Raw genomic sequence first — 25,003 nt, 5'->3', positions numbered from 1 at the left:
GAATCGTGGAATCGAGAGGAGACTCAAGGAGAAGCCACGGCCCCCCTTCGCGACGCTGTTGCTCTGCAGGCACAGTCACGGTCGGGCCCGCCGCGCTGCTGCAAGCACCCTTTATGAATAGCGGGGAATGAATAGCGGGGATTATTCGGATCGAGACCGGTGGAAGCCGCCCTCTCCCGTGCGCGACCACGCTGGATTCGGCAAGAAGTTCAGCCGCTTGTTCGAGAAAAGGCGGCCTTCGTGCAGGCAACGATCCTTGCGGCGGAAGCCAGAGGGCTCAGCTCCGCGCCCGGCTCTCGCGAAATTCCGCTCACGTCCCGAAGATCGCTGGGAATATTCGAACGAAAACACGCGCTTCCAAATTGACCAGCCCAAGCAATTAGATGCATAAGGCTCGCACCGGAGAGGTGGCCGAGTGGCTGAAGGCAACGCTTTGCTAAAGCGTCATACGGTCTCAAGCTGTATCGAGGGTTCGAATCCCTCCCTCTCCGCCATCCAACAGATGTGTCCGGCCCGGAGACATAGGTCACGGATCGTACCTAAGAGATGGGTGACAACCTCGTGCCGAACGGGTTGTCGAGGGGTTGCAGGGTTTTCTGCTCCAGGTCGAAATATCCCAAATCATAGTGCATGAAGCTGACGAGCCAAATGCCGTCGTCGACCTCCTTGATGCCGAGCTTTTGTCCGGCCAGCACGGTGGAGAGATTGATCCGCTTGCGATGCAGGCAAAGCCGTCCGCAGGCGGTGACGAGTAGCTCGTGATCGTGGAACGGATAGGTCAGTTCCGGCAGGCCGGCATAGCAGCGCGTTGAGGCCAGGTAGCGCTCGGCAGGGCAGTTCATGTCGAGGGCCTCGTGGGGACGCTCGGCGTTGAACTCGCGGAGGAACGCGTCGAAGCGCTCCTGCTGCTGCAAGCTATTGGCGCCCGGCGGCCGAGTGGTTTCCTTCTTGAGGGTGAGGTGCATGCGCTCGTGGCGTCCGTTCTGCTGCGGATGGCCCGGCTTGATGCGCTCGATCGCAATCCCGAGCCGCAGCCACCACACCGAGAGCTTTGAGAGATTGAACAAGGCGTTGGGGCTGGCGAAGGGCACGCCGTTGTCGGAGCGGATGGCCAGCGGCAGCCCGCGCTCGCGAAACAGCCGCTCGAAGGCGGCAATGGCCGGCTCCTCGCGGGTGGAATCGAGCGCGTCGCACAGCAACAGGAAGCGCGAGGCATGGTCCGTGACGGTCAGTGGATAGCAGTAGCGGCCATTGCCGAGCTTGAACTCGCCTTTGAAGTCGGTGCACCACAGATCATTGGGTACAGCGCCCGCGGACAGCGGCGTGCCGCGCGCGCGGTGGCGCGGCACGCCGCCGCGTTTGACCAAACCATGGCGATCGAGCACCGCATGAATGGTGCTTTTGGCGGGAAGCCTGACATCGCCGTCGAGCCGCCGGACCAGCAATTCACGGATCTTGCGCGCGCCCCAGTGCGGCTTCTCGGCTTTGAGGCGGACGATCAGGCCCTCGACTTGCTCCGGGAGCTGATTGGCATAGTGCACCGGCCGCCGCGAGCGATCGCTCAGGGCCGCCAACCCCTGTTCCTTGTAGCGATCGAAAATCTTGTAGCCGGTCTTGCGTGATATGCCGAACTCCCGGCAGACGTCCGTCATGGCCTCCCCGTCCAGCAGACGGGCGACAAAGCGAAGGCGCTCTTCCATCACCGAACTCGCTTTCCACGGCATCCACACCTCCCGCAGAACAAAAGCGGAAAGTGTAACCCATGTGTCCGGTACGGACCGTTACCTATCTCTCGGGTCGCTCAAGAATCAGCCCGACTCTGTTCTTTCACCTGAATGCGCTCGTGCCCCCGGCGCGAAAGCCTGGCGCAAGGATGAGCGCGGCTGAGTTCAGCCGATTCGCGCTCTCTTATATATGTGCGCCCACACCTAGGTGCGGGATCGCCAGATCCGCCAATGCGAGGGCGAGATCAGCACCGCCTCGCCGGTCCAGACATTGAACCAGACGCCAGCCCTGCGCCGACAGGGAAAGGTGAGCGGCAAAATGCCGGTCTTGTGCGGCCGTCCGAGTTCCAGATCGCAATCGTCGGGCGCTATCTGAATCGGCAGCCAGTGACCCGGGACGGAGTCATTCTTGTCGGGGTTGCTCATGCCGCGCGGGTTCTGAAGCGGAGGCACGATGCTGGGCTTGATTCAGCGCAACCAAATCACCCGGTGAAAACACGGGGCCGGATGCGATGCTCGGGTTCAGTGAGCCGAAACCCACGCCCTCGCATCGCGCTGGGCGGCAGCGATCTCGGCATCCGACATCTGGCCCGCGACTTCCTGGCGCAGCGCCACGGCGTCCTTGCGGCCCTTCAGCGCGGCGAGATTGAACCATTTGTGCGCGGCGACGAGATCGACGAGGCCGGAGCGGCCGCTCGCCCAGTAGATCCCGCGCTCGAACAGCACGTCCGACAGCGCGCTCGCATCGATCGGCGTCGCCGTCTCGAGATCGAAAGTACCCTGAAACATAACGCATCCCCTTTTTTCTTGTGCCGCCTCGTTCCCCCGAGCGCGGCTCCCGTCCAACTCTGATGTGCATGCCCCTTCCCGGGATCATGCACTGTTCAACTCATCCCCAATGCCGTTTGCCGGCTTGTTGAAGGCGATGATGGCGGGCAAATTTGAATGGCAGTTTAAGTATCGCAATGAAGCAGACGTAAACGCGAGCGCGCGGCATCCGCGCGACGAATGCAAGAAGTCTTCGTTTTGCAGGCACTTCTGAGATTCGTTAGATTCCGTTTACCCCAGCATTTTGGGACATCGATAACCATCGCGCACACTGGCGCGTCTTCTGCGGCTGCAATTTTGGGAAGCGGATCGTCGGCAAAGCGCAAGTGGCCGCCTCGTGCGGCCCCACCCGCGGACATCATGCCGCCTCGCGCAACGATCGAAACGGGAGAATGGATCGTAAACGGCTTTGCACAGCGCCCAGGCAACGGCCGTCGCAGCCAACGACAGTTCGCCGCAGCCCTGTCCCGTCTCGAAACGGTACAGCCAAGGCGGCGCGACGACGTCGCGGTCAGATCAGCAATGTCGGAAAAGGGAATGCCGGCAATACCCCGGCCTCAGGGAGAACGAGGGCGTCGGCGAACACGTCAGGACCAGATTTCACGTTGGCCAAAGGCCGTTTGTGAAATTGCGGAGCCCTTTGGAAAGAGAACCGCACCGAACGAAGAAAACTCGTTTCTTCTGCCGGACCGTCAAAGAGAACGATCCGACCGTTGACCTGATGTCTCGCCGACACCCTCTATCGTCGACCAGAACCTCTGGGAGGCGCTGATGACGTGCCGGCTTCAGGAGCCGGCAACTTCAGAAGCGAAGTTACTTCTTCTTCTTCGCGACCTTGCGGGTCTTCTTCGCAGTCTTCTTCACTGCGCTCTTCGCCTTCTTCGCCTTCTTCGCTTTCTTGGCCATGTTGCCCTCCGATGTGTGAGATGGCTTTAATCGCTGCGCGCATTCGGGGATCGAATGCACTCACCCCGAATACACCAACACGACGAAAAAAACATCTTCTCACTTAAGGAAGTGTTGACGACGCAGCGCGCGTGCGCCAGCCGCGCCTGATTTGCCGACACGCGGCGACACGCGTCCGCGATTGCAAATGCTTCGCGCAGTATCGACGTCGACGAGCACAGCGATTGCAAGAAAACCCTATGCAGCAAGTAATATTCTGCGCATGCACATCATGCGTGATCGACGCGATGACGCGCGCTGCAACGCGCGCGATCGCGTCGCGGGGCAGAGTCGCGGACTCTGAGTCGCGAATTTTGGCAACGAAATTATTTTCATGCTTAACGGCGGAAGCGCTCGTCAGAGCGTCTGCAAGTCGCCGTTTCGCGCGAATCGCGCGGGCCGCGATTCGGTGGCGCTGCGCGCCCTTGAGCGGATGACGATTGCCGTCGACGACGCGCGCGAGCGTGCATCGCAAGGTGAAGCGAGGCGACGACGCATGTCGTCACCTCGTTCGAACGCGTGAGGCTAGACGCCGAGCTTGGACTTGAGCAGGTCGTTGACGCTCTGCGGGTTGGCCTTGCCGCCGGACGCCTTCATCACCTGGCCGACGAACCAGCCGAGCGACTGCGGCTTGTCCTTGACCTGCGCCGCCTTGTCGGGATTGGCCGCGATGATGTCGTCGACAACCTTTTCGATCGCCGAAAGATCCGTCACCTGCTTCATGCCGCGGCTTTCGACCAGCGCGCGGGGATCGCCGCCCTCCTGCCAGACGATCTCGAACAGATCCTTGGCGATCTTGCCCGAGATCGTGCCCTCGCCGATCAGGTCGATGATGGCCGCAAGCTGTTCGGCGTTGACCGGAGCGCCCGCAATATCCCGGCCTTCCTTGTTGAGACGGCCGAACAGCTCGTTGATCACCCAGTTCGCCGCCATCTTGCCGTCGCGGGCGCGGTTGGCGAGCTTATCGAGCACGGTCTCGTAGAAGACCGCGCTCTCGCGCTCGGCGACCAGCACGCTCGCGTCATAGGCCGACAGGCCGAAGTCCGCGACGAAGCGCGTCTTCTTCTGGTCCGGCAACTCCGGCAGCTTCGCTTTCAGCTCGTCGACGAAGGCCTGCGAGAACTCCAGCGGCAGCAAATCCGGATCGGGAAAGTAGCGATAGTCGTGCGCCTCTTCCTTCGAGCGCATCGAGCGCGTCTCGCCCTTGTTGGGGTCGAACCGACGCGTCTCCTGCTCGATCTGCCCACCGTCCTCGATGATCTCGATCTGTCGCCTCGCTTCATATTCGATCGCCTGGCCGATAAAGGCGATCGAGTTCATGTTCTTGATTTCGCAACGGGTGCCGAGCGGTCCGCCAGGCTTACGCACGGAAACGTTCACATCGGCGCGCAGGCTTCCCTTCTCCATGTCACCGTCACAGGTGCCGAGATAGCGCATGATTGAGCGCAGCTTGGTCACATAGGCCTTGGCCTGCTCGGCGTCGCGGATGTCCGGCTTTGAGACAATCTCCATCAGCGCCACGCCGCAGCGGTTGAAATCGATGAAGGACAGCGACGGCGACTGGTCGTGCAGCATTTTGCCGGGATCCTGCTCCAGGTGCAGGCGCTCGATGCCGATCGAGACGCTGCGGCCGCCTTCGAGCTCGACCAGCACCTCGCCCTCGCCCACGACAGGCGACTTGTACTGGCTGATCTGGTAGCCCTGCGGCAGGTCAGGATAGAAATAGTTCTTGCGGTCGAACACCGAACGCAGATTGATCTTTGCGTTGAGACCAAGCCCGGTCCGGACAGCCTGCTTGACGCATTCCTCGTTGATGACGGGCAGCATGCCCGGCATCGCGGCGTCGACCAGCGACACGTGGCTGTTCGGCTCGCCGCCGAACGCGGTGGACGCGCCCGAGAACAGCTTCGCGTTCGAGGTCACCTGGGCATGGATCTCCATGCCGATGACCATCTCCCAATCGCCGGTGGCGCCTTTGAGAATCTTGTGCGTGGCCGTGCTCATGTCGTGCTCCCGAGCAGCGTGGCAGCGATCCGCTGCCACTCCGCTTCCAATGAATCCTTTGCCGCCGGCTTACCGGCCTGACGGTACCAGTAGCCGGCATTGCCGAGATCGCCTTCGACCCGGTGCAAGTATGCATGCACCCAGGCGGCGTCGCGGCCGCTGTCGTCCTGAACGATCTTGTGCGCCTGGTCCCAGTTGCCCTTGGCGGCCCACCAGAGACCTGCGAGCGGCGCGCTCAGGTCAGGCGCGGGCGCCGCGCCGTCGACGCTCGCGATGAATGCCGCGACATTCACCACCACCTCGCGGGCGTGAAGCGGCCGGCGGCCTGCTCGATCACCTCGCCGAGCGAGAACAGCGTCTCCTCGTCGAATGGACGGCCGATCAGCTGCAGCCCGAGCGGCAGACCCTGCGAGTCCTTGCCGGCGGGCACGGCGATGCCGGGCAGGCCCGCCATGTTCACGGTCACGGTGAAGATGTCGTTGAGATACATCTCGACGGGATCGGCACCGCCTTTCTCGCCGATGCCGAAGGCGGCCGACGGCGTCGCCGGCGTCAGGATCGCGTCGACGCCCCTCGCGAAGCAATCCTCAAAATCCTTCTTGATCAGCGTGCGCACTTTCTGGGCGCGCAGATAATAGGCGTCGTAATAGCCGGCGGAGAGCACATAGGTGCCGATCATGACGCGGCGGCGTACCTCCGCGCCAAAACCTTCGGCGCGGGTGTTCTCGTAGAGCTCGATGATGTTCTTACCCTGCTCGCGCAGGCCGTAGCGGACGCCGTCATAGCGCGCGAGGTTGGAGGATGCCTCCGCGGGGGCCACGATGTAATAGGCCGGCAGCGCGTATTTGGTGTGCGGCAGCGATATCTCGACGAGCTCGGCGCCCGCGGCCTTCAGCCACGCCGCGCCCTCTTCCCAAAGTTTCTCGATCTCGGCCGGCATGCCGTCGAGACGATACTCCCTGGGGATGCCGATCTTCATGCCCTTCACGGACTTGCCGATCGCGGCCTCGTAGTCCGGCACCGGGATGTCGACCGAGGTCGTGTCCTTCGGATCGTGGCCGGCCATCGAGCGCAGCAGCATCGCGGCATCGCGCGTTGTGCGCGCGATCGGACCTGCCTGGTCGAGCGAGGAGGCAAAGGCGACGATGCCCCAGCGCGAGCAACGGCCATAGGTCGGCTTGATGCCGACGGTCGCGGTGAACGCCGCCGGCTGGCGGATCGAGCCGCCGGTGTCGGTCGCGGTCGCGCCCATGCAGAGCAGCGCCGCAACGGCCGAGGCCGAGCCGCCGGACGAGCCGCCCGGCACCAGCGTCGTGTTGCTTCCCTCGTGCCGCCATGGATTGCCGACCGGACCGAAGCACGAGGTCTCGTTCGCCGAGCCCATCGCGAACTCGTCATTGTTGAGCTTGCCGAGCATCACGGCGCCATCGCGCCAGAGCTGCGAGGTGACGGTGGACTCATAGGTCGGCACGAAATTGCCGAGGATCTTTGAGCACGCCGTGGTGCGCACGCCCTTGGTCGCGAACAGGTCCTTGATGCCGAGCGGGATGCCCGCGAGCGGACCTGCATCACCCTTGGCGATCTTGCTGTCCGCCTCGCGCGCCATGCTGCGCGCCTGGTCCGGCGTCTCCATCACGAAGGCGTTGAGCACGCGCGCGGCTTCGATCGCGCTCAGATGCGCGTCGGTCAGTTCGAGCGACGTGAAAGTCTTGGCCGTGAGACCCTTGCGGGCTTCGGCGAGCGTCAGCGATGTCAAATCGGTCATTTATTGATCGGGCTGCAGAAGAACGGAGACAGGGTCTTGTCGTTGGCCGGGTCGTCTTGCATGACGTTTTTCTTGGCTGCCGCTTTCGCGGCGGCCTCGATCTCGTCGAGCACGGCATTGACGGCGACATTGGGATCGGCAGCCTTGCCCTGCCGCTCCATCTTGTCGAGATAGTTCATGTAGGCCTGATAGGCCTTCTCGTCGTCGCAAAGCAGGCACATCGGACCACGTCCCGAATTGAATTACTCGACAACCTTGGGCACCAGGAAGAAGTGACCTTCGGTCGCAGGCGCATTGGCGACGATATCGTCGGCGATCTCGCCGTCATTGACCACGTCTTGACGCTTCTTCATCTGCATCGGGGTGACCGAGGTCATGGGCTCCACGCCCTCGACATTGACCTCCGAGAGCTGCTCGACAAAGGCGAGCATCGCGTTGAGCTCACCCTGCAAGTGCGGAACCTCGTCGTCCCCGACGGCAATGCGCGCCAGATGCGCGATGCGGCGGACGGTAGTGGCGTCGACTGACATTATATAAGGCCTCGAACGGCAGAAATCAGGTCTGCCGTATAGCAGAGGCCGCTTTTGCGCCGCAACCGGCCCTGGCGCCCTATCCAGCCAGCGCTTTCAGGCGAGCCAAGGCCGATTTGGCGAGATCCCGGGTCAATTCGGCCGCGGGAAGCTCCCGTCCCATCGCAACCGCCTGCCCCGCCCAGAGGTTGGTGAAGTCGACCTTCCCCTGCTTATCGGCAGCCGCTTTCAGCGGCGCCAAGGCCGTTGCGGCGTGGGGAAATGGCGGGGCATCGGGCGAAATCGGGCCGACCTCGCGCATCACACGGTTCTGGACTCCGCGCGCCGGACGCCCGGTCATGACGTTGGTGATGACGGTGGAATCGTCACGTCCCTCCGCGAGCGCGGCGCGTCCCGCAGCCGTGTGCGTGGATTCCGGACAGCGCAGGTAAGCGGTGCCGATTTGCACGCCAGATGCGCCCAGTGCGAACGCTGCCGCGATGCCACGTCCGTCGCCGATGCCGCCCGCCGCGATGACCGGCACCTTCACGGCGTCGACGATCTGCGGCAGCAGCGCGAACAGCCCGGGCTGCTCGGCGATCTTGTCGGTCAAAAACATGCCGCGATGACCGCCGGCCTCGGCGCCTTGCGCAATCACGGCGTTGACGCCGCGCTGCTCGAGCCAGACGGCTTCCTTCACGGTGGTCGCCGAGGCGATCACGAGGCAGCCGGCCGCCCTGATACGATCGAGCAGCGCCTGCTCCGGCAGGCCGAAATGAAAGCTTACGACCTCGGGCTTCAGCTCTTCCACCACCGCGCACGCCGCCGCATCGAATGGCGCCCGGTTTGCAGCGTTGACCGGAGCCGCCGGATCGAGACCATGCTCCGTGTAATAGCTCGCCAGGCGCCGCTTCCAGCGCGCCTCGGCCTCGGCCGTAAGCTCGACCGGCGTGTGGCAGAAGAAGTTCACATTGACCGGCGCCGTCACGCGCTGGCGAATGATGTTGAGCTGCTCGCGGATCTTCTCCGCCGAGATCATCGCGCAAGGCAGCGACCCCAGCCCGCCGCCTTGTCCCACGGCAATCACCAGCTCCGCATCCATCACGCCCGCCATCGGCGCCAGCACGATCGGGAATTCGGTCTTGAAGAGGTCGATCAGTCGACGGTCAGGCCACATGGTTCATGCCTCGTATTCGCTCTTCCCCTCTCCCCTTGTGGGAGAGGGTGGATCGCCGCGGAGCGGCGAGACGGGTGAGGGGTTTGCATCCGCGGAGACAGACCTCTCAGATTTGACTTTGTTCTCCGCGGATAGAACCCCTCATCCGGCGCGGATTGCATCCGCGCCACCTTCTCCCACAAGGGGAGAAGGGAAAGAAGCAACGGAGTTGCGCCGCCCAGCAAGCAGCTGCCCCGCCTCCACCACAATCCGTTCGACGATCTCGGCCGCTGGGGGAATATCATGGATCAGGCCGACCGCCTCGCCCGCGATCACGGCCGCGACGTCGAAATTGCCGGCGGCTTTCGCCGCAGCATAGTCCGCCGCGACTGCGGCGACATTCTGCATCAGCTCGACCTCGCGCCCGATCCAGCGCCTGGCGTGATCGTTGACCAGACACCTTCCCGTGAAAGGCGCCGGCCAGACATTGTTGCGGGAGAGATCGAAGATGATACCGCGCACCGTCGAACCGCTGTTCGCCGCGCAAATGCGCCGCTTGGCTTCCTCGGCGCCATCGGCCTCGCGGCTGGCATAGAAGCGTGTGCCGAGCAGCACGCCGCTTGCCCCCAGCATCATCATCGCGGCGAGCCCGCGCCCGTCGGCGATGCCACCGGCCGCGACCACGGGCACGCGGCCCGCAGCGAGATCGACGATTGCGGGCACGAGATCGACGGTGGTGCGGGAGGCGCCGTGACCGCCGGCCTCCGTCCCCTGTGCGATCAGGATGTCGGCGCCGGCATCGAGCGCTTGCCGCGCCATCGCTTCGTCCTGCACCTGACAGATCAGGTGCGCGCCTGATGACTTGATCCTGCGCGCGAACGGAGCGGGATCGCCGAACGACAGCATGATCGCGGACGGCTTTGCGGCAAGCGCGATATCGAGAAGCTCCGGCCGCCTGGCGAGACTCCAGGTGATGAAGCCGATGCCGAACGGCGCACGCAGTTCGGCGAGCTTCGCCGTCTCCTGCTCCAGCCACGTCCGCTCGCCATAGCCGCCGCCGAGAATGCCGAAACCGCCGGCACGGCTCACGGCCGTCACCAGACGACTGCCGGCGACGATGTCCATCGGCGCCAGCAGGATGGGATGCCTGATCTCCAGCAACGTGGTCAGCGAGGTCGTCATTGGCACGGCGCTTCCTCCGATCTGGACAGCAAGACTAGGGCCGACTAGCATTCTCGAAAAATGAATTGTTACGAACGTAGCCATCTCGAAAGCGAAACGGCGCCATGGAACTCAGCGACATCCAGACCTTCGCCGCGGTCGCCCGCGCCGGCGGCATCACCCGTGCCGCGGAGGAGCTGAACACCGTGCAGTCCAACGTCACCCAGCGCGTGAAGGCGCTCGAGGCGGAGATCGGCACGCCGCTGTTCGAGCGCCACAGCCGCGGCATGACACTGACCGGCGCCGGCAAGCGCCTGCTGCCCTATGCCCAACGGATGGCGGCGCTCTCGCGCGAAGCCCTGCTCGCCGCGCGCGACGACGGCGAGCCGAAGGGGCCGCTGGCGATCGGCTCGATGGAGACGACGGCAGCCGTGCGATTGCCGCCGCTGCTCGCCGATTTCCACCGCCGCTTTCCCGCCGTGCGTCTCTCCCTGCGCACCGCGACCACGGCCGACCTGGTCGCCGGCGTGCTCGAAGGAGCGCTCGACGGCGCCTTCGTCGCAGGCCCCATCGCACATGCCGACCTCACCGCGACCAGCGCGTTTCGCGAAGAGCTGGTGCTGGTCAGCGCCCGGCGCTGGGCCTCGCTTGCCGAACTGCGCGCCGGCACGCCGGAGTCCGGGCCGACCGCGCTGGTGTTCCGCACCGGCTGCACCTACCGCCAGCGGCTCGAGCAGGTGTTCGTCGAGTTCGGCTGGCCATCGGCCACACGCTTCGAGCTCGGCACGCTCGACGGCATGATCGGCTGTGTCGCCGCCGACATGGGCGTGACGCTGTTGCCGCGGGCGGTCGTCGAGCGCAGCGCGATGAACGGCAGCGTGTCGATCCACGCGCTGGGTGCCGCGCATGCACGAGTCGAGACGCTCTTCATCCAGCGCCGCGCCGGACATCAATACAGCGCGCTTCAAGGTTTCATCGCCTGCCTGAAGTCGGACGACGACGTCATCGCGGCCTGACGCCGCGCGAGCGTTCCACGCGACGAAATTCGTCACAAATCCATCGCGTTTGAATCAATGCGCGCTGCGTTCAGCCGCCGCAGCGCAGCACATCGAAAAGCTTTGAAGCGCGCGATCGTTCTACGTTAGGATGAGTGACTGGCCAGCGCGAAACCAAAAACGAAGCCAAACATCGGCAAGAAACACTGGGAGGACTATCGATGCGCAATACGCTCGTGTTGTGCTGCGTCGTCGCGTTGTCGGCGATATCAGGGACTGCAAGCGCTCAGGACGGGACCAAATCGAAATGGGGGCCGAACGACGAGATCGGCGCCGCCAACTACATGACGCCTGAGCTCGTGGTGAAGGCGGCATCGCTGGTGAAGACCGGCAAGACCTACGCCCTAGGCATCCCCGTCACGTCGCAGACGCCCGCCTATCCGCCGCGCACCTTCAAGCTCACCATCGTGCAGCCGGGACAGGCCGGCAGCCCGGGCCTCGGTCCCAACAAGGCGACCTACAATGACGACATCCTCGATACGTGGGTCGGCATCGGCAGCCAGCTCGACGGTCTCGGCCATCTCGGCGTCGAGCATGTCTACTACAACGGCAACAAGCTCGCCGATTTCGCCGATCCGACCGGCTTGAAGAAGCTCGGCATCGAGAAGGTGCCGCCGATGGTCACCCGCGGCGTGCTGCTCGACATGGCCGCCTACTTCAAGACCGACGTGGTGAAGGAAGGCACCGCCTTCAACGTCAAGGAGATCGAGGAAGCCGCCAAGCAGCAGAACGTCGAGATCCGCCAGGGCGACGTCGTCATCTTCCACACCGGCTGGCTCAGCCTGATCGGCAAGGACGACAAGCGCTACTCGGCGGGCGAGCCAGGTCTCGGCGTCGAAGGCGCGAAGTACCTCACCGGCAAGGGCGTCGTCGCCATCGGCGCCGACACCTGGGCGCTGGAGGTGCTGCCGTTCGAGTCCAAGAACGTGTTCGAGGTGCACCAGATCCTGCTCGCGATGAACGGAACCTACATCCTCGAGAACATGGACACCGCGGCGCTCGCGCGGGACAAGGGCTATGAATTCCTGTTCGTGCTGGGCCAGCCGCGCTGGACCGGCGGCGTGCAGGCGATGATCAACCCGATCGCGATCCGCTGATCTCGATCGCGATGCTCTGATCCAAGACCCGGGCGAGGATCCGCCTGCCGCCCGGCAGGCGCCCTCGCCCGATCCCTCCGTCATCGTGGCCTGAGATTCCAGCGCCGCAGCGCGACAACGGCCCAGATCGCCTCGACCAGGCCGAACGGCCAGGCACCCTGGAGGAAGCCGTAGGCCGAGCCGAGCGCGCAGGAGGCGGCGAACAGCAGCACGAACCAGTGGCTGCGATCCTCCAGGGCATAGCAGACGCATCGCCGTCACGGCAAACAGGCCGAATAGTGTCAGTGCGTCCATCGTCGAGGGTTCACTCGGAAGCATCGCGCGTGATATGCGCTAAAGCCATGCCGGCTCTTATCCTGCCTCTCATCGATGCTGCAACCCACTGGCCCGAACGCGGTGCGCTGGTCGGGCTCGACTTGGGCACCAAGACCATCGGCGTTGCCGTGTCCGATCCGGACCGGCGGCTGGCGACCGGCGTCGAGACCATCCAGCGCAAGCAGTTCAAGCAGGACGCCGCCCGGCTGCTCGCGATCGCGGCCGAGCGCAAGGCGGCCGGCTTCGTGCTCGGCCTGCCCATCAACATGGACGGCAGCGAGGGCCCGCGCGCGCAATCGACCCGCGCCTTCGCCCGCAATCTCGCCGGCCTGACCGCCCTTCCTATCGGCCTCTGGGACGAGCGCCTCTCGACCGCGGCAGTGGAGCGCGAGCTGATCGGCATGGACGTCAGCCGCGCCAAGCGAGCCGAGGTGATCGACGAGCACGCCGCGATCTTCATCCTGCAAGGCGCGCTCGACCGCCTCGCAAACCTGCGCAGCGGACCCGGCTGATCCCATGGCCGTCGTGATCGCGGCGCTGCTGCCGGTCTTCATCCTCATCGTGCTGGGCGTCGTGCTGAAACGCACGCTGATGCGGCTCGACACCCAATGGCACGGGCTGGAGCGGCTGACCTATTTCGTGCTGTTTCCGATGCTGCTGATCCAGACGCTGGTAAGAGCGGATCTCTCCAAGGTGCCGGTCGCCGGCGTCGGCGGCGCGCTGCTGCTGTCCGCGCTCGCGATGTCGCTGTTGTGCCTCGCGCTCCGCCCGGCCCTGTTGCGGCTCGACATTGACGGCCCCGCCTTCACCTCGATCTTCCAGGGCGCAACGCGCTGGCAGACCTATGTCGCGCTCTCGGTCTCCGCCAACATGTTCGGCGATGTCGGGCTGGCGCTGGCGTCGGTGGCGATGGTCGCGATCATTCCGCTGGTCAACGTGTTCAGCGTCGCCGTGCTCGCGCATTACGCCGCGCCGGAAAAGCAGTCCGCGCGCGCGATCGTCATGACGGTGATCCGCAATCCCCTGATCTGGGCCTGCGTCATCGGCCTCGTCATCAACGTCATCCACCTGCCGCTGCCGAAGATCTGGCACGAGGTCGCCGATGCGCTCGGCCGCTCCTCGCTCGCGATCGGCCTGCTCGTCACCGGCGCGGGCCTCCAGCTCAAGGGCCTGCTCCGCCCGAGCATGGGCGCGACCATCGGCGTGGCATTCAAGCTGGTGCTGATGCCCGTGCTTGCGCTGGTGCTCGCAGCCTGGTTCGGCCTTTCCGGCAACAGCCTCGCCATCGTCGCCATCTGCGCGGCGGTGCCGACCTCGCCCAGCGCCTATGTGCTGGCCCGCCAGATGGGCGGCGATGCGCCGCTCCTGGCCCAGATCATCACGCTGCAGACGATCTTGGCGGCGATCACGATGCCGGTCACGATCGCGCTGGTGGCCTAGCGCTTGTCATTGCGAGCGCACCTCTCTCGCCATCGTCATTGCGAGGAGCCCTTGCGACGAAGCAATCCAGACCGTCACCGCGGAGGTAGTCTGGATTGCTTCGCTTCGCTCGCAATGACGGAACGTGGAGCAACCGCCTCAGTTCCCCAGCCACATCGTCAGCACCACCGCGGTCAGATTGTTCAGTGCGTGCAGGATGATCGTGAGCCAGAGCGAATTCGCGCGATAGCGCATGTAGCCGAACCACAGGCCGATGGTGAAGACCTCGGCGAGGAAATAGATGTCGTATTGCAGGTGGACGATCGTCCACACCAGCGACGACAGGATGATCGCGCCTGATACGCGCAGGAAGCTCGCCGACCAGCCGCGGAAGAGGAAGCCGCGCGCCAGCACTTCCTCCGACATCGGCGCCGCCACGCTGAAGGCGATCAGCAACATGAGCGCCGCGCCCTTGTCGCGGCCGGATTTCAACAGATCGGTCATGAAGCCCGGCGTCGCCTCGCGGCCGAGCGATCGCGACACGACCTCCCAGGCCAGCACGATCAGGACGAGACCGACCGCGCCGAACAGCAGCTGCCTCCAGGACGGCCAATAGAGCGCGATGTAGTCGGTGAACGACGCCTTCTTGATGCGGATGGCAAGCCACACCGCCGCCAGCGTCGCCGGCAGCCCCATGATCACCGAAAGCGCCAGCGCCTGGGGCTCGTGACCGATCGACTGGAGCGAGGCGAGATCCATCGGCAGGCCACGCAGCACCACCAGCAGAACGATGGCGCCGATCTGCCCGACGAACATTGCGACGAAGATGAGGATGCCCCACAGCGCCGTGCCCCAGAACTTCCAGACGCGCGGCGGCGCTGGCGTCTCGATCAGCGGCGGATGGTCGGGATTGAGAGAGTCCATCGGAGGGCTTTCGTTGGGTAGCGCAAGCTATCGAGAGATCGTCATGCCCGGGCCTGTCCCGGGCATCCACGTCTTCGTGCCGCGCAGCAAGACGTGGATGGCCGGGTCAGGCCCAGCCATGACGTTGTGGGGAAACCGTGCCCGCTCACGGCAGTGCCCGCTCCAGCAGCGCGCGGACGTCGCCGCCGTCCAGCTCGACCGCGCCGTACATGCTGGCGTGATTGGCGGCGAGACGCGTGGCGGCGAAGAGTTCGGCGTGGCGCGGCGAGACGCCGTTGAGGGCGGCGGCCGCGGCGAGCAGCGCCAGCTTCTCGACCGCGAGCCGCGCAACGCGCTCGCCGTCGGCGCGGCGGAACGTCTTGCCGATGAAGGTGGCCGCCTCGGCTGCCCCGGGCAGCCCCTTCGTCTCGGCGGCGAGCGATTGCAGCACCGCCATGGCCGCCTCCGGCTCGCGCGAGAGCGCGCGGAGCACGTCGAGACACATCACGTTGCCGGAACCTTCCCAGATCGCGTTGACCGGCGACTCCCGGTAATGCCGCGCCAAGATGCCGTCCTCGACATAGCCGTTGCCGCCGAGGCATTCCATCGCCTCGTAGAGGAAGCTCGGCGCGCTCTTGCAGGTCCAGTATTTGATCGCGGGCGTCAGCAGCCGCATGTAGGCGGCCTCCGCCGCATCGTCCGGCGTGCGGTCGAAGGCGCGGCAGAGCCGCATCACCAGCGCCGTGCTCGCCTCGACATGCAGCGCCATGTCCGAGAGCACGGCCTGCATCAGCGGCTGGTCGGCCAGATGCTTCTGGAACACGCTGCGGTGACGGGCGTGATGCAGCGCATGTGCGAGCCCCGAGCGCATCAGGCCGACGGACGCGATTGCGCAATCCTGCCGCGTCAGCTGCACCATCTGGATGATGGTGCGGATGCCCTTGCCCTCCTCGCCGACGGCTTCCGCATAAGCACCGACGAACTCGACCTCCGACGACGCATTGGAGCGGTTGCCGAGCTTGTCCTTCAGCCGCTGAAACTGGATCGCGTTGACCGAGCCATCCGGCGCAAAGCGCGGCATGAAGAAACAGGTCAGCCCGCTATCTGCCTGCGCCAGCACCAGGAACGCATCGCACATCGGCGCCGACATGAACCATTTGTGGCCGGTGATGCGATAGGCGTCGCCGTCGCGCACCGCGCGCGTCATGTTGGCGCGCACGTCGGTGCCGCCCTGCTTCTCGGTCATGCCCATGCCGAGCGTCATGCCGCGCTTCTCCCACCACGGCGCGAAGCTCGGATCATAGCTCTTGGTCGACAGCACCGGCATCACGCGGGCGAGCAGATCCGGCTGCATCGCCAGCGCCGCGACGGAGGCGCGCGTCATCGTGATCGGGCAGAGATGGCCAGTCTCCACTTGCGCGGCCATGTAGAATTTAGCCGCGCGGATGACCTCGGCGGCATCGCCTGCGGGCTTGCCGTCGCCCGTCCACGTCGAATTGTGCACGCCGGCATGCGCACTGTGCGCCATCAGCTCGTGATAAACAGGATGAAACTCGACCTGGTCGCGCCGATTACCCTTCGCATCGAAGGTCCGCAGCTTCGGCGTGTTCTCGTTCGCCACGCGCCCGCGATCGGCCATCGCCGCCGAGCCCCAATGCTTGCCGAACTCGGACAGCTCCCGTTCCGCCACAGCGCCGCCATTGGCCTTCACGGCTTCCACCAGCGGCCGGTCGACCGCGAACAGATCGACGTCCTCGAACGGCGGCGACTGGTTGAAGACCTCGTGGGTCGCGAAGCTGGGCTGGGTCATCACGTTTCCTCGGCGCGGAATCAGTTCCGCCGCGGCTGGATCGGGAAATCATAGGCCGCCCCGCCCGCCCCCGGCAGGGAAAAATGCCACCACTCCTTCGAATAGTTCACAAAGCCTTGCCTCGCCATCGCAGCCACCAGCCGCTTGCGCCAGGCGCGCTGCTCGGCCGTAATCAACGGTGCCGCGGTATGGCCTTTCGTGTCGGTGCAGTCATAGCCGGTGCCCATGTCGACGCTGCCCTCCGGCAGCCGCGCCGCGACCGGCGCCGTGCATTCGGCATAGGTCTTCGACGGATCGATTTTTGCGGAATTGTCGGCCTTGAGATCGACCAAAGTGAGGTCGAGCGCGGCGCCGGTGGAATGCTGCGAGCGGCTTGCGATGTAACCGAGCCGGAACAGCTCGCTCTTCGGGATCTTCGGATTGTAGCGCCGCTCGGCGGCCGTCTCATGTCCGTTCTGCGACCACTTGACCATGGCGAGCGAGGCCCGCGCCGGCCGGTAGCAGTCGAACATTTTCAGCGACAGGTTTTGCGCCGCCAGCTCCGCCTGAACCGCCTTCAGCCGCAGCCCGACCTCGCGCTTCACCACGCATTCGCCGGCGCCATAGCCGGCAAGCGGACGGCCGACGAAATTGTTGGAAGTGGCGTAGCGGATGTCCTGGATGATGCTGGGGTCGACGTCGCGCAGATAGACGAAGCCGCCGGGGAGCGATTGGGCGTGAGCTGCACCCATTGTGACTGTTGCCAATAGCGCTGTCAGAATTGTTTTCACGGAATGCCCCACATCGTCATGGCCGGGTTTATCCCGGCCATCCACGTCCTTTTGCGTCAAATGCGATAGAAGATCGTGGATGCCCGGGACAAGCCCGGGCATGACGGAGCGCGTGCGACCGACAGATCAGGGGATAACTCCCATCCCACCGATTGGCCCTTGCCCACCCCCCAATCCCCGCCTATAGCTCTGCTTTTAATGACATCGAAATCGACCTTCGTCCTCGGCCACCGGCATTTGCTGGGCATCGAGGGCCTTTCCGCGGCCGACATCACCGGCCTGCTCGACCTGTCCGAAGAATATGTCGAGCTCAACCGCCAGGTTGACAAGAAGCGCACCGTCCTGCGTGGACGGACGCAAGTAAACCTCTTCTTCGAGGCCTCCACCCGAACCCAGTCCTCGTTCGAGCTCGCGGGCAAGCGGCTCGGCGCCGACGTCATGAACATGTCGGTGTCCTCCTCGTCCATCAAGAAGGGCGAGACGCTGGTCGACACCGCGATGACGCTGAACGCGATGCACCCGGATATCCTGGTGGTGCGCCATCACGCCTCCGGCGCGGTGGAACTGCTGGCGCGCAAGGTCGACGGTTCCGTGATCAATGCCGGCGACGGCGCGCACGAGCATCCGACCCAGGCGCTGCTCGACGCGCTCACCATCCGCCGCAACAAGGGCCGGATCGAGGGCCTCGTCATCGCCATCTGCGGCGACGTGCTGCATTCGCGCGTCGCCCGCTCCAACATCATCCTGCTCAACGCCATGGGCGCCCGCGTCCGCGTCGTCGGCCCCTCCACGCTCTTGCCGCCCGGCATCGAACGGATGGGCGTCGAGGTCGCGCGCGACATGCGCGAGGGTCTCAACGGCGCCGACATCGTGATGATGCTGCGGCTCCAGCGCGAGCGCATGAACGGCTCCTTCGTGCCGTCGACGTCCGAATATTTCCACTATTTTGGGCTCGACCAGAAGAAGCTGGCCTACGCCAAGCCCGACGCGCTCGTGATGCATCCAGGTCCCATGAACCGCGGCGTCGAGATCGACACCGCGGTTGCCGACGGCGCGCAGTCCCTGATCCGTGAACAGGTCGAGATGGGCGTCGCCGTACGCATGGCGGTGCTGGAAGCACTCGCCCGCAACCTGCCGAACGCGTGATGCCGATGCTGACCGACCGCCGCCCCGTCCTGCTCGCCAACGCCCGCGTCGTCGACCCCAGCCGCGATTTCGACGGCGTCGGCGACGTCCTCATCGCCGACGGCACCATCCGCGAGACCCGCCGCGGCATTGGCGCGGCCGGCGTCCCCGAGGGCACCGACATCGTCAATTGCTCCGGCAAGATCGTCGCGCCCGGCCTGATCGACATGCGCGCCTTCGTCGGCGAGCCCGGCTTCAGCCACCGCGAGACTTTTGCGTCCGCAAGCCAGGCCGCGGCGACCGGCGGCATCACCACCATCATCTGCCAGCCCGACACCTCGCCGGTGATCGACAATTCGGCCACCGTCGACTTCGTGATGCGCCGCGCCCGCGACACCGCGATCGTCAACATCCAGCCGATGGCTGCGCTGACCAAGGGCATGCGCGGCGAGGAGATGACCGAGTTCGGCCTGCTCAAGGCCGCCGGCGCGGTCGCCTTCAGCGACGGCGACAGGAGCGTGACCAATGCGCAGGTGATGCGCCGCGCGCTGACCTACGCGCGGGATTTCGACGCGCTGATCGTGCACCACACCGAGGACCCTGATCTCGTCGGCGAAGGCGTCATGAACGAGGGCGAGTTCGCCTCCCGCCTCGGTCTGATGGGCATCCCGAAGGCCGCCGAAGCGGTGATGCTGGAGCGCGACATGCGCCTCGTCGCGCTCACCGGCGGCCGCTACCATGCGGCCGCGCTGACCTGCATCGACTCGCTTGAGATCCTCAAGCGCGCCCGCGACGCCGGGCTCGCCGTCAGCGCCTCGGTCTCGATCAACCATCTCGCACTGAACGAGAACGACATCGGCCCCTACCGCTCCTTCCTGAAACTGTCGCCGCCGCTGCGCACCGAGGACGACCGCCGCGCGCTGGTGGAGGCGATGGCCTCCGGCCTCCTCGACGTCATCATGTCCGACCACAATCCGCAGGACGTCGAGGTCAAGCGCCTGCCGTTCGCGGAAGCCGCTCCCGGCGCCGTGGGCCTCGAAACCATGCTGCCCGCAGGTCTTAGGCTCGTGCACAATGGCGAGATGGAACTGGCGACGCTGATCCGGGCGATGTCGACCCGGCCGGCCGAGCTGCTTGGCCTGCCAGGCGGAACCCTCCGCACGGGCGCCCCGGCCGACGTCATCGTGATCGATCCCGATACGCCCTGGATCGTCGATCCCGCCGATCTCAAATCGCCCTGCAAGAACACCCCGTTCGACGAGGCCCGCTTTACAGGCCGCGTGGTGCGCACCATTGTCGGCGGACGGACGGTGTACGAACATGTCTGACGAGCAGGATCATGCGTGGCGCCTCGGTTCGACATGCGGATGCGGCCTTTGGAGATGCAGCCATGGGGCTTGAAGCCTTCCTGCCGGTGGCTTTCGTCATCGGCTACCTCCTCGGCTCGATTCCGTTCGGACTGATCCTGACCAGGCTCGCCGGCACGCAGGATATCCGCTCGATCGGCTCCGGCAGCATCGGCGCCACCAACGTGCTGCGCACGGGACGCAAGAGCCTTGCCGCGGGCACCCTGCTGTTCGACGCGCTCAAGGGCACCGTGGCGGTCGTGATCGCCGGCTACATCGCAGGGCCCAACGCCGCGATGGTGGCCGGGCTCGGCGCCTTCCTCGGCCATCTCTTCCCGGTCTGGCTCAAGTTTAAGGGCGGCAAGGGTGTCGCCGTCTATATCGGCATCCTGCTCGGCCTGTTCTGGCCGGCCGCACTGGTGTTCTGCCTGCTCTGGCTCGCAACCGCCTTCACCACCCGCTACTCCTCGCTCTCGGCCCTGGTGGCATCCTTCATCACGCCGATATTCCTGTGGTGGTTCGGCCACCTGGCACTTGCCTCGCTGTTCGCGGTGCTGACCTTGCTGCTGTTCTACGCGCACCGCGAGAACATCAAGCGGTTGCAAGCCGGCAAGGAAAGCCGGATCGGCGAGAAGGCCTAAAGCATGATCCGGAAAAGTGCGCAGCGGTTTTCCGAAAAGATCATGCTCAAACAACAACCTAAAGCGCGATGACGATTCATCCTGATCTCATCGCGCTTTAGAGCGTTTTCGAGCGAAGTGGATACCGGTTCGCGTCAAGAAAACGCGTCAAGAGAAATCCAAGTCCGGAAAAAGTACGGATAGCGCCGCACCACCTCCGCATTATATGCCAAATTCTGTTCGCAACTCCGAAGCTGCTCGCGGCCGGAGTGGCGAACGAGTTCCATGCCTGTCATCCTGACAGAGAAGATGGCGTTACGCGGTTGCTCAGAATGAGCGAGAAGATTGTCGGCACGCATGACGGTGGCGGTTTGCAAGGTGCTTCCAGCACCGCGGCAAGCCGGCTGCTCTCGATGACCAATATCTGGTCCGATGCGCCCTTGCCGCCTCCTGTGCCCGCACCTGTCCCTCCACCACCGCCGCCTGCTCCCGTCGCGAAAGCCGTCGCTCCGGTCGAAGTCATGACCGCGGCCGCACCCGTCGTGCGCGATCAGGTCCGCGCCGCCCAATGGCCGCCGCGAAAACTCTCGCTGGCGCTCCAGGGCGGCGGCACTTTCGCCGCCTTCACCTGGGGCGTGCTGGAGCGGCTCTTGGAAGAGCCGTCCATCGCATTCGACACCATCAGCGGCGCCAGTGCCGGCGCCATCAACGCGCTCCTCCTCGCCTCCGGTCTTGCAGAAGGCGGACGCGAAGGCGCCCGGTCGCGGCTGAACCGGTTCTGGGTCCGCCTGATGCACGAGGCCTCGTTCCGCTCGCTGATGCTGCTCGGCGGCTTCTCGCCGGCGGGAAGCTCGGTCGCGTTCGGCCCGACGCTGCGCTCCGGGCAGTTCGACCCGTTCGACCTCGATCCGCTGCGGCAGGCGCTGTCCCGCGACATCAATTTTGCCGTTTTGCGCGATGCGGCCTGCCCAAAGCTGCTGATCGCAGCGACTCGGATCCGCGACGGTCAGCAGCAGGTCTTCCGCAACGAGGCAATCACCGCCGACGTCGCGCTGGCCTCGACCTGCCCGCCCCTGGTTCATTGTGCCGTCGAGATCGACGGCGAGGCCTATTGGGACGGCGGTTTTGGCGGCAACCCGCCGCTGGTGCGGCTGGTGCAGGAATCTGCAACCGCAGACCTCCTGCTCATCCAGGTCACGCCGGCGCGCGACAGCTATGTGCCGATCACGCTCGCCGCGATCGACCGCCGGCTCGACCAGATCGCCGCCAACGCTGCGCTCAATGCCGAGATCGCTGCGATCGCATGGGCGCAATCGCACGCAGCGCCTGCGCTGCGGCTCTCCCGGATCGCGGCCGAGGACTCCGTTGAGGGCCTCGCGCAGCGCTCATCCACCGATCTCGGTCGCGGCTTCATCCGCACGCTGCACCGGAGCGGCCGCGAAGCCGCCGAGCGCTGGCTCGGACAGGACGCAGCCGCAGCGGCCCAACGCGCCCTTTCCGTCGCAGAACCTGCGCTAGCCTGATTTCGCCAGCGCGTTCTCCAGGAACCACGCCGCGGCAAGTGCGCCCGGATCATTGCCGAAGCGCGCGATCACCTGCACGCCGATCGGCAGGCCACCCGCCTTCAGCACCGGCACGTTGACGCAAGGATTGCCCATCAGCGTCCAGAGCCGGTTGTAGCGGGGATCGCCCGTGGTCGCGAGCTCCTTGGCCGGCGGCGTGCCCGGCGCCGAATAGGTCAGCAGCACATCGACGCCCTCGAACAATTCGCCGAGCTCGCGGCGGCCGCGGCGACTGATCCGCCGTGCCTCGTCATAGTCCTTCGGCGTCAGCCCGACCGACGCATCAAGGCTGGCGCGCAGCATCGGCGCGATCTCGTCGTGACGCTCGGAAAACTCCCAGGCGAGCGCGCGATGCGCCTCGAACTCCTGGATCACCGGATGGATGCGCCAGGCCTCCTGCACCGCTTCAGGCAGATCGATGACCTGCACGCTGGCGCCGGCCTTCTCCGCCGCCTTGATGGCGGCCTGCAGCCCCTCTTCCGCAGCCGGCTCGACCGCGCCCGCGAACTCCTGCCTGACCACCCCGATGCGCGGCGACTTCGCCGGCGCGATATCTGAGAACTCGATGCGCCCCGTCATGGCGAGCAGTCCGCGCGCGAGATCCTCCGCGCGCGCACCGAACAGGCCGACCGTGTCGAGCGCCCACGAATAGCACTTCACGCCGACCGTCGGCAGCATCCGGAACGACGGCTTGATCGCGGCCGTCCCGCAATAGGCCGCGGGCCGGATCACCGAGCCGCCGGTCTGGGTGCCCAGCGCCAGCGGGATCATGCCGGCGCCGACGGCCGCCGCCGAGCCCGAGGACGAGCCGCCCGGCGAATGGCCGAGATTATGCGGGTTGAGCGTCGGCGTCGGATCGCGCGAGGCAAACGCGGTCGTCGTGGTCTTGCCGATGATGGTGGCACCTGCCCGCTTCAGCATCATCACCACGGGCGCATCGCTGCGCGGCTGCCAGCCGCGATAGATCTCCGAGCCCATCTCGGTCGGAAAATTGGCGGTGTCGATGATGTCCTTGATCCCGACCGCAATGCCGCGCAGCGGGCCGGCGGCTTGCGCCTTGGCACCCTTGTCGTAGCGGACGAAGGCGCGGACATCCTTCTCCTTGCTCTCGATCGCTGCAAGCGACTGGGCGATGGCGGCATCGGGCGAAAGCTCCGCCGCTTCGATGCGGCGCTGGAGGTCGGCGAGTGAGATCATGGCAAAATCCTTCTTATTGGGATCGCTTTTAGCATCGGGGCAAGGTCGCGCAAGCGCACGTCGCTGTTGCGCAACGCCCTCAGGTTGTTCCATGCTGTCTCTGCAAGGAGACGCCGTGGACGCCATCAATCCAAGCGTGGAGCTGACCGAGCAAGAGCGGATCGACCGCCTGCGGCTGATCCGCTCCGACAATGTCGGGCCGCGCACCTTCCGCTCGCTGGTCGATCATTTCGGTAGCGCCCGCGCCGCGCTGGAGCGGCTGCCTGACCTGGCGCGCCGCGGCGGGGCCCAGCGGTCGGGGCGCATCTGCAGCGCGGACGAGGCCAAGGCCGAGCTCGCCGCGAGCCGCAAGTTCGGCATCGCCTGGCTCGCGCCCGGCGAGGACGGCTATCCGGCGCGCCTCGCGATGATTGACGATGCGCCGCCTCTGCTCGCCGTGCGCGGCGATAACGCAAGCTTGATGCGTCCGATGATCGCGATCGTCGGCTCGCGCAATTCGTCCGGTGCAGGCCTGAAATTCGCCGGCCAGCTTGCGCGCGAGCTTGGCGAGGCCGGCTTCATCATCATCTCGGGCCTGGCGCGCGGTGTCGACCAGGCCGCGCACCGCGCGAGCGTCGAGAGCGGCACGATCGCCGTGCTCGCCGGCGGACACGATTGCATCTATCCGCCCGAGCATGGCGACCTGCTCACGGCGATCCTCGATCACGCGGGCGCGGCGATCTCGGAGATGCCGCTCGGCCACGAGCCGCGCGCCCGCGACTTTCCCCGCCGCAACCGGCTGATCTCGGGCGCAGCGCTCGGCGTCGTCGTGGTGGAAGCCGCGCACCGCTCTGGCTCGCTGATCACTGCGCGCATGGCAGCCGAACAGGGCCGCGAGGTGTTCGCGGTGCCCGGCTCGCCGCTCGATCCGCGCGCCGCCGGCACCAACGATCTGATCAAGCAGGGCGCAACCCTCGTCACCGAAGCTGCCGACATCATCAACGAGGTTGAGCCGATCATGGAGCGCCCGCTGATGAGTCCTGCGAGCGAGCCCGACAGCGAGCCGTTCGAGAGCGATCCGCAAGGCCATGACCGCGACCAGATCACCGGCCTGCTCGGCCCTGCGCCGATCTCGATCGACGATCTCGTGCGGATGTCCGGTGCCTCGCCCGCGATCGTGCGCACCGTGCTGCTGGAGCTCGAGCTCGCCGGCCGCCTCGAGCGCCACGGGGGTGGTCTCGTTTCGCTTCTTTAATCGCCGTCGTTGCGCCGATCGAACTGCCTACGCGCAGCCTCGATCTGCATCAGATGGTCCATGGCCCACTGCCCGAGCGCCTTCACCGGCTGCTGCAGCCCGCGGCCGAGATCGGTCAGCTCGTAATCGACGCGCGGCGGAATGGTCGGAAAGATCGTGCGCGTGACGAGGCCGTCGCGCTCGAGGCCACGCAAGGTCAATGTCAGCATCCGCTGCGAGATGCCGCTGATCATGCGCTTCAGTTCATTGAAGCGCTTGGGCCCGTCGCTCAGGTTCATGATGACGAACACGCTCCATTTGTCGCCGACCCGCGACAGGACCGACGCCACGCCGCGGCAGTCGGCATGGTCGGGATGCGGCAGCGGCGGCGCAGGCAAATCGATGTGTGCAGGTTTCAATGATGTGCCCATGGCTCAAAAAAGTGCGTTCTTGCGGGGATTTCGACAGTCACTCATGTA

24 protein-coding genes, 1 tRNA gene and 1 pseudogene are annotated in these 25,003 nt (G+C 65.5%); 10 read left to right on the top strand and 16 right to left on the bottom strand.

The window, feature by feature from the left end; genetic code table 11:
* The first annotated feature begins 401 nt into the window (after nt 1-401).
* Nucleotides 402-494 (top strand) — tRNA-Ser (locus QA642_RS22155).
* A gap of 45 nt (nt 495-539) precedes the next feature.
* Here QA642_RS22155 and QA642_RS22150 read toward each other — a convergent pair.
* The 10 genes from QA642_RS22150 to QA642_RS22105 all read right to left on the bottom strand — a co-directional run bounded on the left by QA642_RS22150 (nt 540) and on the right by QA642_RS22105 (nt 10,164).
* Entirely contained in the window at nt 540-1,724 is a 1,185-nt protein-coding gene (locus QA642_RS22150) for an IS481 family transposase (RefSeq protein ID WP_283084418.1), read from the bottom strand.
* 204 nt (nt 1,725-1,928) lie between these two features.
* Nucleotides 1,929-2,150, bottom strand: a complete 222-nt coding sequence (locus QA642_RS22145; RefSeq protein WP_283086502.1) for a hypothetical protein — start codon at nt 2,148-2,150, stop codon at nt 1,929-1,931.
* A 96-nt stretch (nt 2,151-2,246) separates the two neighbouring features.
* On the bottom strand, nt 2,247-2,513 hold the full coding sequence (locus tag QA642_RS22140; RefSeq protein WP_212483257.1) for a hypothetical protein: 267 nt from the start codon (nt 2,511-2,513) through the stop codon (nt 2,247-2,249).
* A gap of 1,509 nt (nt 2,514-4,022) precedes the next feature.
* Nucleotides 4,023-5,501, bottom strand: a complete 1,479-nt coding sequence (gene gatB / locus QA642_RS22135) for an Asp-tRNA(Asn)/Glu-tRNA(Gln) amidotransferase subunit GatB (protein ID WP_283086501.1) — start codon at nt 5,499-5,501, stop codon at nt 4,023-4,025.
* On the bottom strand, nt 5,498-5,800 hold the full coding sequence (locus QA642_RS22130) for a hypothetical protein (RefSeq protein ID WP_283086500.1): 303 nt from the start codon (nt 5,798-5,800) through the stop codon (nt 5,498-5,500). The genes gatB and QA642_RS22130 overlap by 4 nt, the downstream gene beginning before the upstream one ends.
* A complete protein-coding gene (gene gatA / locus QA642_RS22125; protein WP_283086499.1) occupies nt 5,791-7,266 on the bottom strand; it encodes an Asp-tRNA(Asn)/Glu-tRNA(Gln) amidotransferase subunit GatA in 1,476 nt (491 codons plus the stop codon). Before gatA ends, QA642_RS22130 begins: the two co-directional genes overlap by 10 nt.
* Nucleotides 7,263-7,487: a hypothetical protein gene (locus QA642_RS22120; RefSeq protein ID WP_025036737.1), complete on the bottom strand. Its 225-nt coding sequence runs from the start codon at nt 7,485-7,487 to the stop codon at nt 7,263-7,265. Before QA642_RS22120 ends, gatA begins: the two co-directional genes overlap by 4 nt.
* Nucleotides 7,488-7,508: 21 nt before the next feature.
* Nucleotides 7,509-7,796 (bottom strand): Asp-tRNA(Asn)/Glu-tRNA(Gln) amidotransferase subunit GatC, encoded by a 288-nt coding sequence (gene gatC / locus QA642_RS22115; protein WP_283086498.1) that lies wholly within the window; start codon nt 7,794-7,796, stop codon nt 7,509-7,511.
* Nucleotides 7,797-7,875: 79 nt separating this feature from the next.
* Nucleotides 7,876-8,952, bottom strand: coding sequence for a nitronate monooxygenase family protein (locus QA642_RS22110; RefSeq protein WP_283086497.1), 1,077 nt, complete (start codon nt 8,950-8,952; stop codon nt 7,876-7,878).
* A 141-nt stretch (nt 8,953-9,093) separates the two neighbouring features.
* A complete protein-coding gene (locus QA642_RS22105; RefSeq protein WP_283086496.1) occupies nt 9,094-10,164 on the bottom strand; it encodes a nitronate monooxygenase in 1,071 nt (356 codons plus the stop codon).
* Nucleotides 10,165-10,217: 53 nt separating this feature from the next.
* On the opposite strand from QA642_RS22105, the gene QA642_RS22100 reads away from it, so the two are divergent.
* Complete coding sequence (locus QA642_RS22100) at nt 10,218-11,108, top strand: LysR family transcriptional regulator (RefSeq protein ID WP_283086495.1); 891 nt, start codon at nt 10,218-10,220, stop codon at nt 11,106-11,108.
* Nucleotides 11,109-11,308: 200 nt separating this feature from the next.
* Entirely contained in the window at nt 11,309-12,244 is a 936-nt protein-coding gene (locus QA642_RS22095) for a cyclase family protein (RefSeq protein ID WP_283086494.1), read from the top strand.
* A gap of 80 nt (nt 12,245-12,324) precedes the next feature.
* On the opposite strand, the pseudogene QA642_RS22090 reads toward QA642_RS22095, so the two are convergent.
* Nucleotides 12,325-12,538 (bottom strand): annotated as a pseudogene (locus QA642_RS22090) (hypothetical protein).
* A gap of 47 nt (nt 12,539-12,585) precedes the next feature.
* Between QA642_RS22090 and ruvX the strand changes: the two are divergent.
* Nucleotides 12,586-13,071, top strand: a complete 486-nt coding sequence (gene ruvX, locus QA642_RS22085) for a Holliday junction resolvase RuvX (protein WP_283086493.1) — start codon at nt 12,586-12,588, stop codon at nt 13,069-13,071.
* A 4-nt stretch (nt 13,072-13,075) separates the two neighbouring features.
* The gene (locus tag QA642_RS22080; RefSeq protein WP_283086492.1) at nt 13,076-13,999 is read left to right on the top strand and encodes an AEC family transporter; all 924 of its coding nucleotides are present in this window, start codon (nt 13,076-13,078) and stop codon (nt 13,997-13,999) included.
* A gap of 138 nt (nt 14,000-14,137) precedes the next feature.
* Here QA642_RS22080 and QA642_RS22075 read toward each other — a convergent pair whose 3' ends face one another.
* From QA642_RS22075 to QA642_RS22065, 3 genes are all read right to left on the bottom strand, one after another.
* On the bottom strand, nt 14,138-14,902 hold the full coding sequence (locus QA642_RS22075; RefSeq protein ID WP_283086491.1) for a type II CAAX endopeptidase family protein: 765 nt from the start codon (nt 14,900-14,902) through the stop codon (nt 14,138-14,140).
* A gap of 145 nt (nt 14,903-15,047) precedes the next feature.
* Nucleotides 15,048-16,691 (bottom strand): acyl-CoA dehydrogenase family protein, encoded by a 1,644-nt coding sequence (locus tag QA642_RS22070; protein ID WP_283086490.1) that lies wholly within the window; start codon nt 16,689-16,691, stop codon nt 15,048-15,050.
* Between the two features lie 20 nt (nt 16,692-16,711).
* A complete protein-coding gene (locus QA642_RS22065) occupies nt 16,712-17,422 on the bottom strand; it encodes a M15 family metallopeptidase (RefSeq protein ID WP_283086489.1) in 711 nt (236 codons plus the stop codon).
* A gap of 237 nt (nt 17,423-17,659) precedes the next feature.
* Between QA642_RS22065 and QA642_RS22060 the strand changes: the two genes are divergently transcribed.
* The 4 genes from QA642_RS22060 to QA642_RS22045 all read left to right on the top strand — a co-directional run bounded on the left by QA642_RS22060 (nt 17,660) and on the right by QA642_RS22045 (nt 22,075).
* Nucleotides 17,660-18,607 carry an aspartate carbamoyltransferase catalytic subunit gene (locus tag QA642_RS22060; RefSeq protein WP_283086488.1) on the top strand — a complete coding sequence of 316 codons (948 nt, stop codon included), beginning with the start codon at nt 17,660-17,662 and terminating at the stop codon, nt 18,605-18,607.
* Between the two features lie 5 nt (nt 18,608-18,612).
* Complete coding sequence (locus QA642_RS22055) at nt 18,613-19,914, top strand: dihydroorotase (RefSeq protein WP_283086947.1); 1,302 nt, start codon at nt 18,613-18,615, stop codon at nt 19,912-19,914.
* 62 nt (nt 19,915-19,976) lie between these two features.
* A complete protein-coding gene (gene plsY / locus QA642_RS22050; protein WP_027559631.1) occupies nt 19,977-20,573 on the top strand; it encodes a glycerol-3-phosphate 1-O-acyltransferase PlsY in 597 nt (198 codons plus the stop codon).
* Nucleotides 20,574-20,884: 311 nt separating this feature from the next.
* A complete protein-coding gene (locus QA642_RS22045) occupies nt 20,885-22,075 on the top strand; it encodes a patatin-like phospholipase family protein (protein ID WP_283086487.1) in 1,191 nt (396 codons plus the stop codon).
* Here QA642_RS22045 and QA642_RS22040 read toward each other — a convergent pair.
* Nucleotides 22,067-23,311 carry an amidase gene (locus QA642_RS22040; protein ID WP_283086486.1) on the bottom strand — a complete coding sequence of 415 codons (1,245 nt, stop codon included), beginning with the start codon at nt 23,309-23,311 and terminating at the stop codon, nt 22,067-22,069. The genes QA642_RS22045 and QA642_RS22040 overlap by 9 nt on opposite strands.
* 91 nt (nt 23,312-23,402) lie before the next feature.
* On the opposite strand from QA642_RS22040, the gene dprA reads away from it, so the two are divergent.
* A complete protein-coding gene (gene dprA / locus QA642_RS22035; RefSeq protein ID WP_283086485.1) occupies nt 23,403-24,545 on the top strand; it encodes a DNA-processing protein DprA in 1,143 nt (380 codons plus the stop codon).
* On the opposite strand, the gene QA642_RS22030 is transcribed toward dprA, so the two are convergent.
* Complete coding sequence (locus tag QA642_RS22030; protein WP_283086484.1) at nt 24,542-24,955, bottom strand: helix-turn-helix domain-containing protein; 414 nt, start codon at nt 24,953-24,955, stop codon at nt 24,542-24,544. The genes dprA and QA642_RS22030 overlap by 4 nt on opposite strands.
* Nucleotides 24,956-25,003: the final 48 nt, after the last annotated feature.

Origin of the sequence: Bradyrhizobium sp. CB2312, from assembly GCF_029714425.1 — a bacterium.
In the GTDB taxonomy this organism is placed as follows: domain Bacteria; phylum Pseudomonadota; class Alphaproteobacteria; order Rhizobiales; family Xanthobacteraceae; genus Bradyrhizobium.
This window is presented reverse-complemented; position numbering and strand designations above follow the sequence as displayed.

Coding starts and splice junctions, on each gene's coding strand:
- QA642_RS22150 (WP_283084418.1), bottom strand. CDS start 1,724: ATGCCGTGGAAAGCGAGTTCGGTGATGGAAGAGCGCCTTCGCTTTGTC.
- QA642_RS22145 (WP_283086502.1), bottom strand. CDS start 2,150: ATGAGCAACCCCGACAAGAATGACTCCGTCCCGGGTCACTGGCTGCCG.
- QA642_RS22140 (WP_212483257.1), bottom strand. CDS start 2,513: ATGTTTCAGGGTACTTTCGATCTCGAGACGGCGACGCCGATCGATGCG.
- gatB (WP_283086501.1), bottom strand. CDS start 5,501: ATGAGCACGGCCACGCACAAGATTCTCAAAGGCGCCACCGGCGATTGG.
- gatA (WP_283086499.1), bottom strand. CDS start 7,266: ATGACCGATTTGACATCGCTGACGCTCGCCGAAGCCCGCAAGGGTCTC.
- QA642_RS22120 (WP_025036737.1), bottom strand. CDS start 7,487: ATGTGCCTGCTTTGCGACGACGAGAAGGCCTATCAGGCCTACATGAAC.
- gatC (WP_283086498.1), bottom strand. CDS start 7,796: ATGTCAGTCGACGCCACTACCGTCCGCCGCATCGCGCATCTGGCGCGC.
- QA642_RS22110 (WP_283086497.1), bottom strand. CDS start 8,952: ATGTGGCCTGACCGTCGACTGATCGACCTCTTCAAGACCGAATTCCCG.
- QA642_RS22105 (WP_283086496.1), bottom strand. CDS start 10,164: ATGCTAGTCGGCCCTAGTCTTGCTGTCCAGATCGGAGGAAGCGCCGTG.
- QA642_RS22100 (WP_283086495.1), top strand. CDS start 10,218: ATGGAACTCAGCGACATCCAGACCTTCGCCGCGGTCGCCCGCGCCGGC.
- QA642_RS22095 (WP_283086494.1), top strand. CDS start 11,309: ATGCGCAATACGCTCGTGTTGTGCTGCGTCGTCGCGTTGTCGGCGATA.
- ruvX (WP_283086493.1), top strand. CDS start 12,586: ATGCCGGCTCTTATCCTGCCTCTCATCGATGCTGCAACCCACTGGCCC.
- QA642_RS22080 (WP_283086492.1), top strand. CDS start 13,076: ATGGCCGTCGTGATCGCGGCGCTGCTGCCGGTCTTCATCCTCATCGTG.
- QA642_RS22075 (WP_283086491.1), bottom strand. CDS start 14,902: ATGGACTCTCTCAATCCCGACCATCCGCCGCTGATCGAGACGCCAGCG.
- QA642_RS22070 (WP_283086490.1), bottom strand. CDS start 16,691: ATGACCCAGCCCAGCTTCGCGACCCACGAGGTCTTCAACCAGTCGCCG.
- QA642_RS22065 (WP_283086489.1), bottom strand. CDS start 17,422: ATGGGTGCAGCTCACGCCCAATCGCTCCCCGGCGGCTTCGTCTATCTG.
- QA642_RS22060 (WP_283086488.1), top strand. CDS start 17,660: ATGACATCGAAATCGACCTTCGTCCTCGGCCACCGGCATTTGCTGGGC.
- QA642_RS22055 (WP_283086947.1), top strand. CDS start 18,613: ATGCTGACCGACCGCCGCCCCGTCCTGCTCGCCAACGCCCGCGTCGTC.
- plsY (WP_027559631.1), top strand. CDS start 19,977: ATGGGGCTTGAAGCCTTCCTGCCGGTGGCTTTCGTCATCGGCTACCTC.
- QA642_RS22045 (WP_283086487.1), top strand. CDS start 20,885: ATGAGCGAGAAGATTGTCGGCACGCATGACGGTGGCGGTTTGCAAGGT.
- QA642_RS22040 (WP_283086486.1), bottom strand. CDS start 23,311: ATGATCTCACTCGCCGACCTCCAGCGCCGCATCGAAGCGGCGGAGCTT.
- dprA (WP_283086485.1), top strand. CDS start 23,403: ATGCTGTCTCTGCAAGGAGACGCCGTGGACGCCATCAATCCAAGCGTG.
- QA642_RS22030 (WP_283086484.1), bottom strand. CDS start 24,955: ATGGGCACATCATTGAAACCTGCACACATCGATTTGCCTGCGCCGCCG.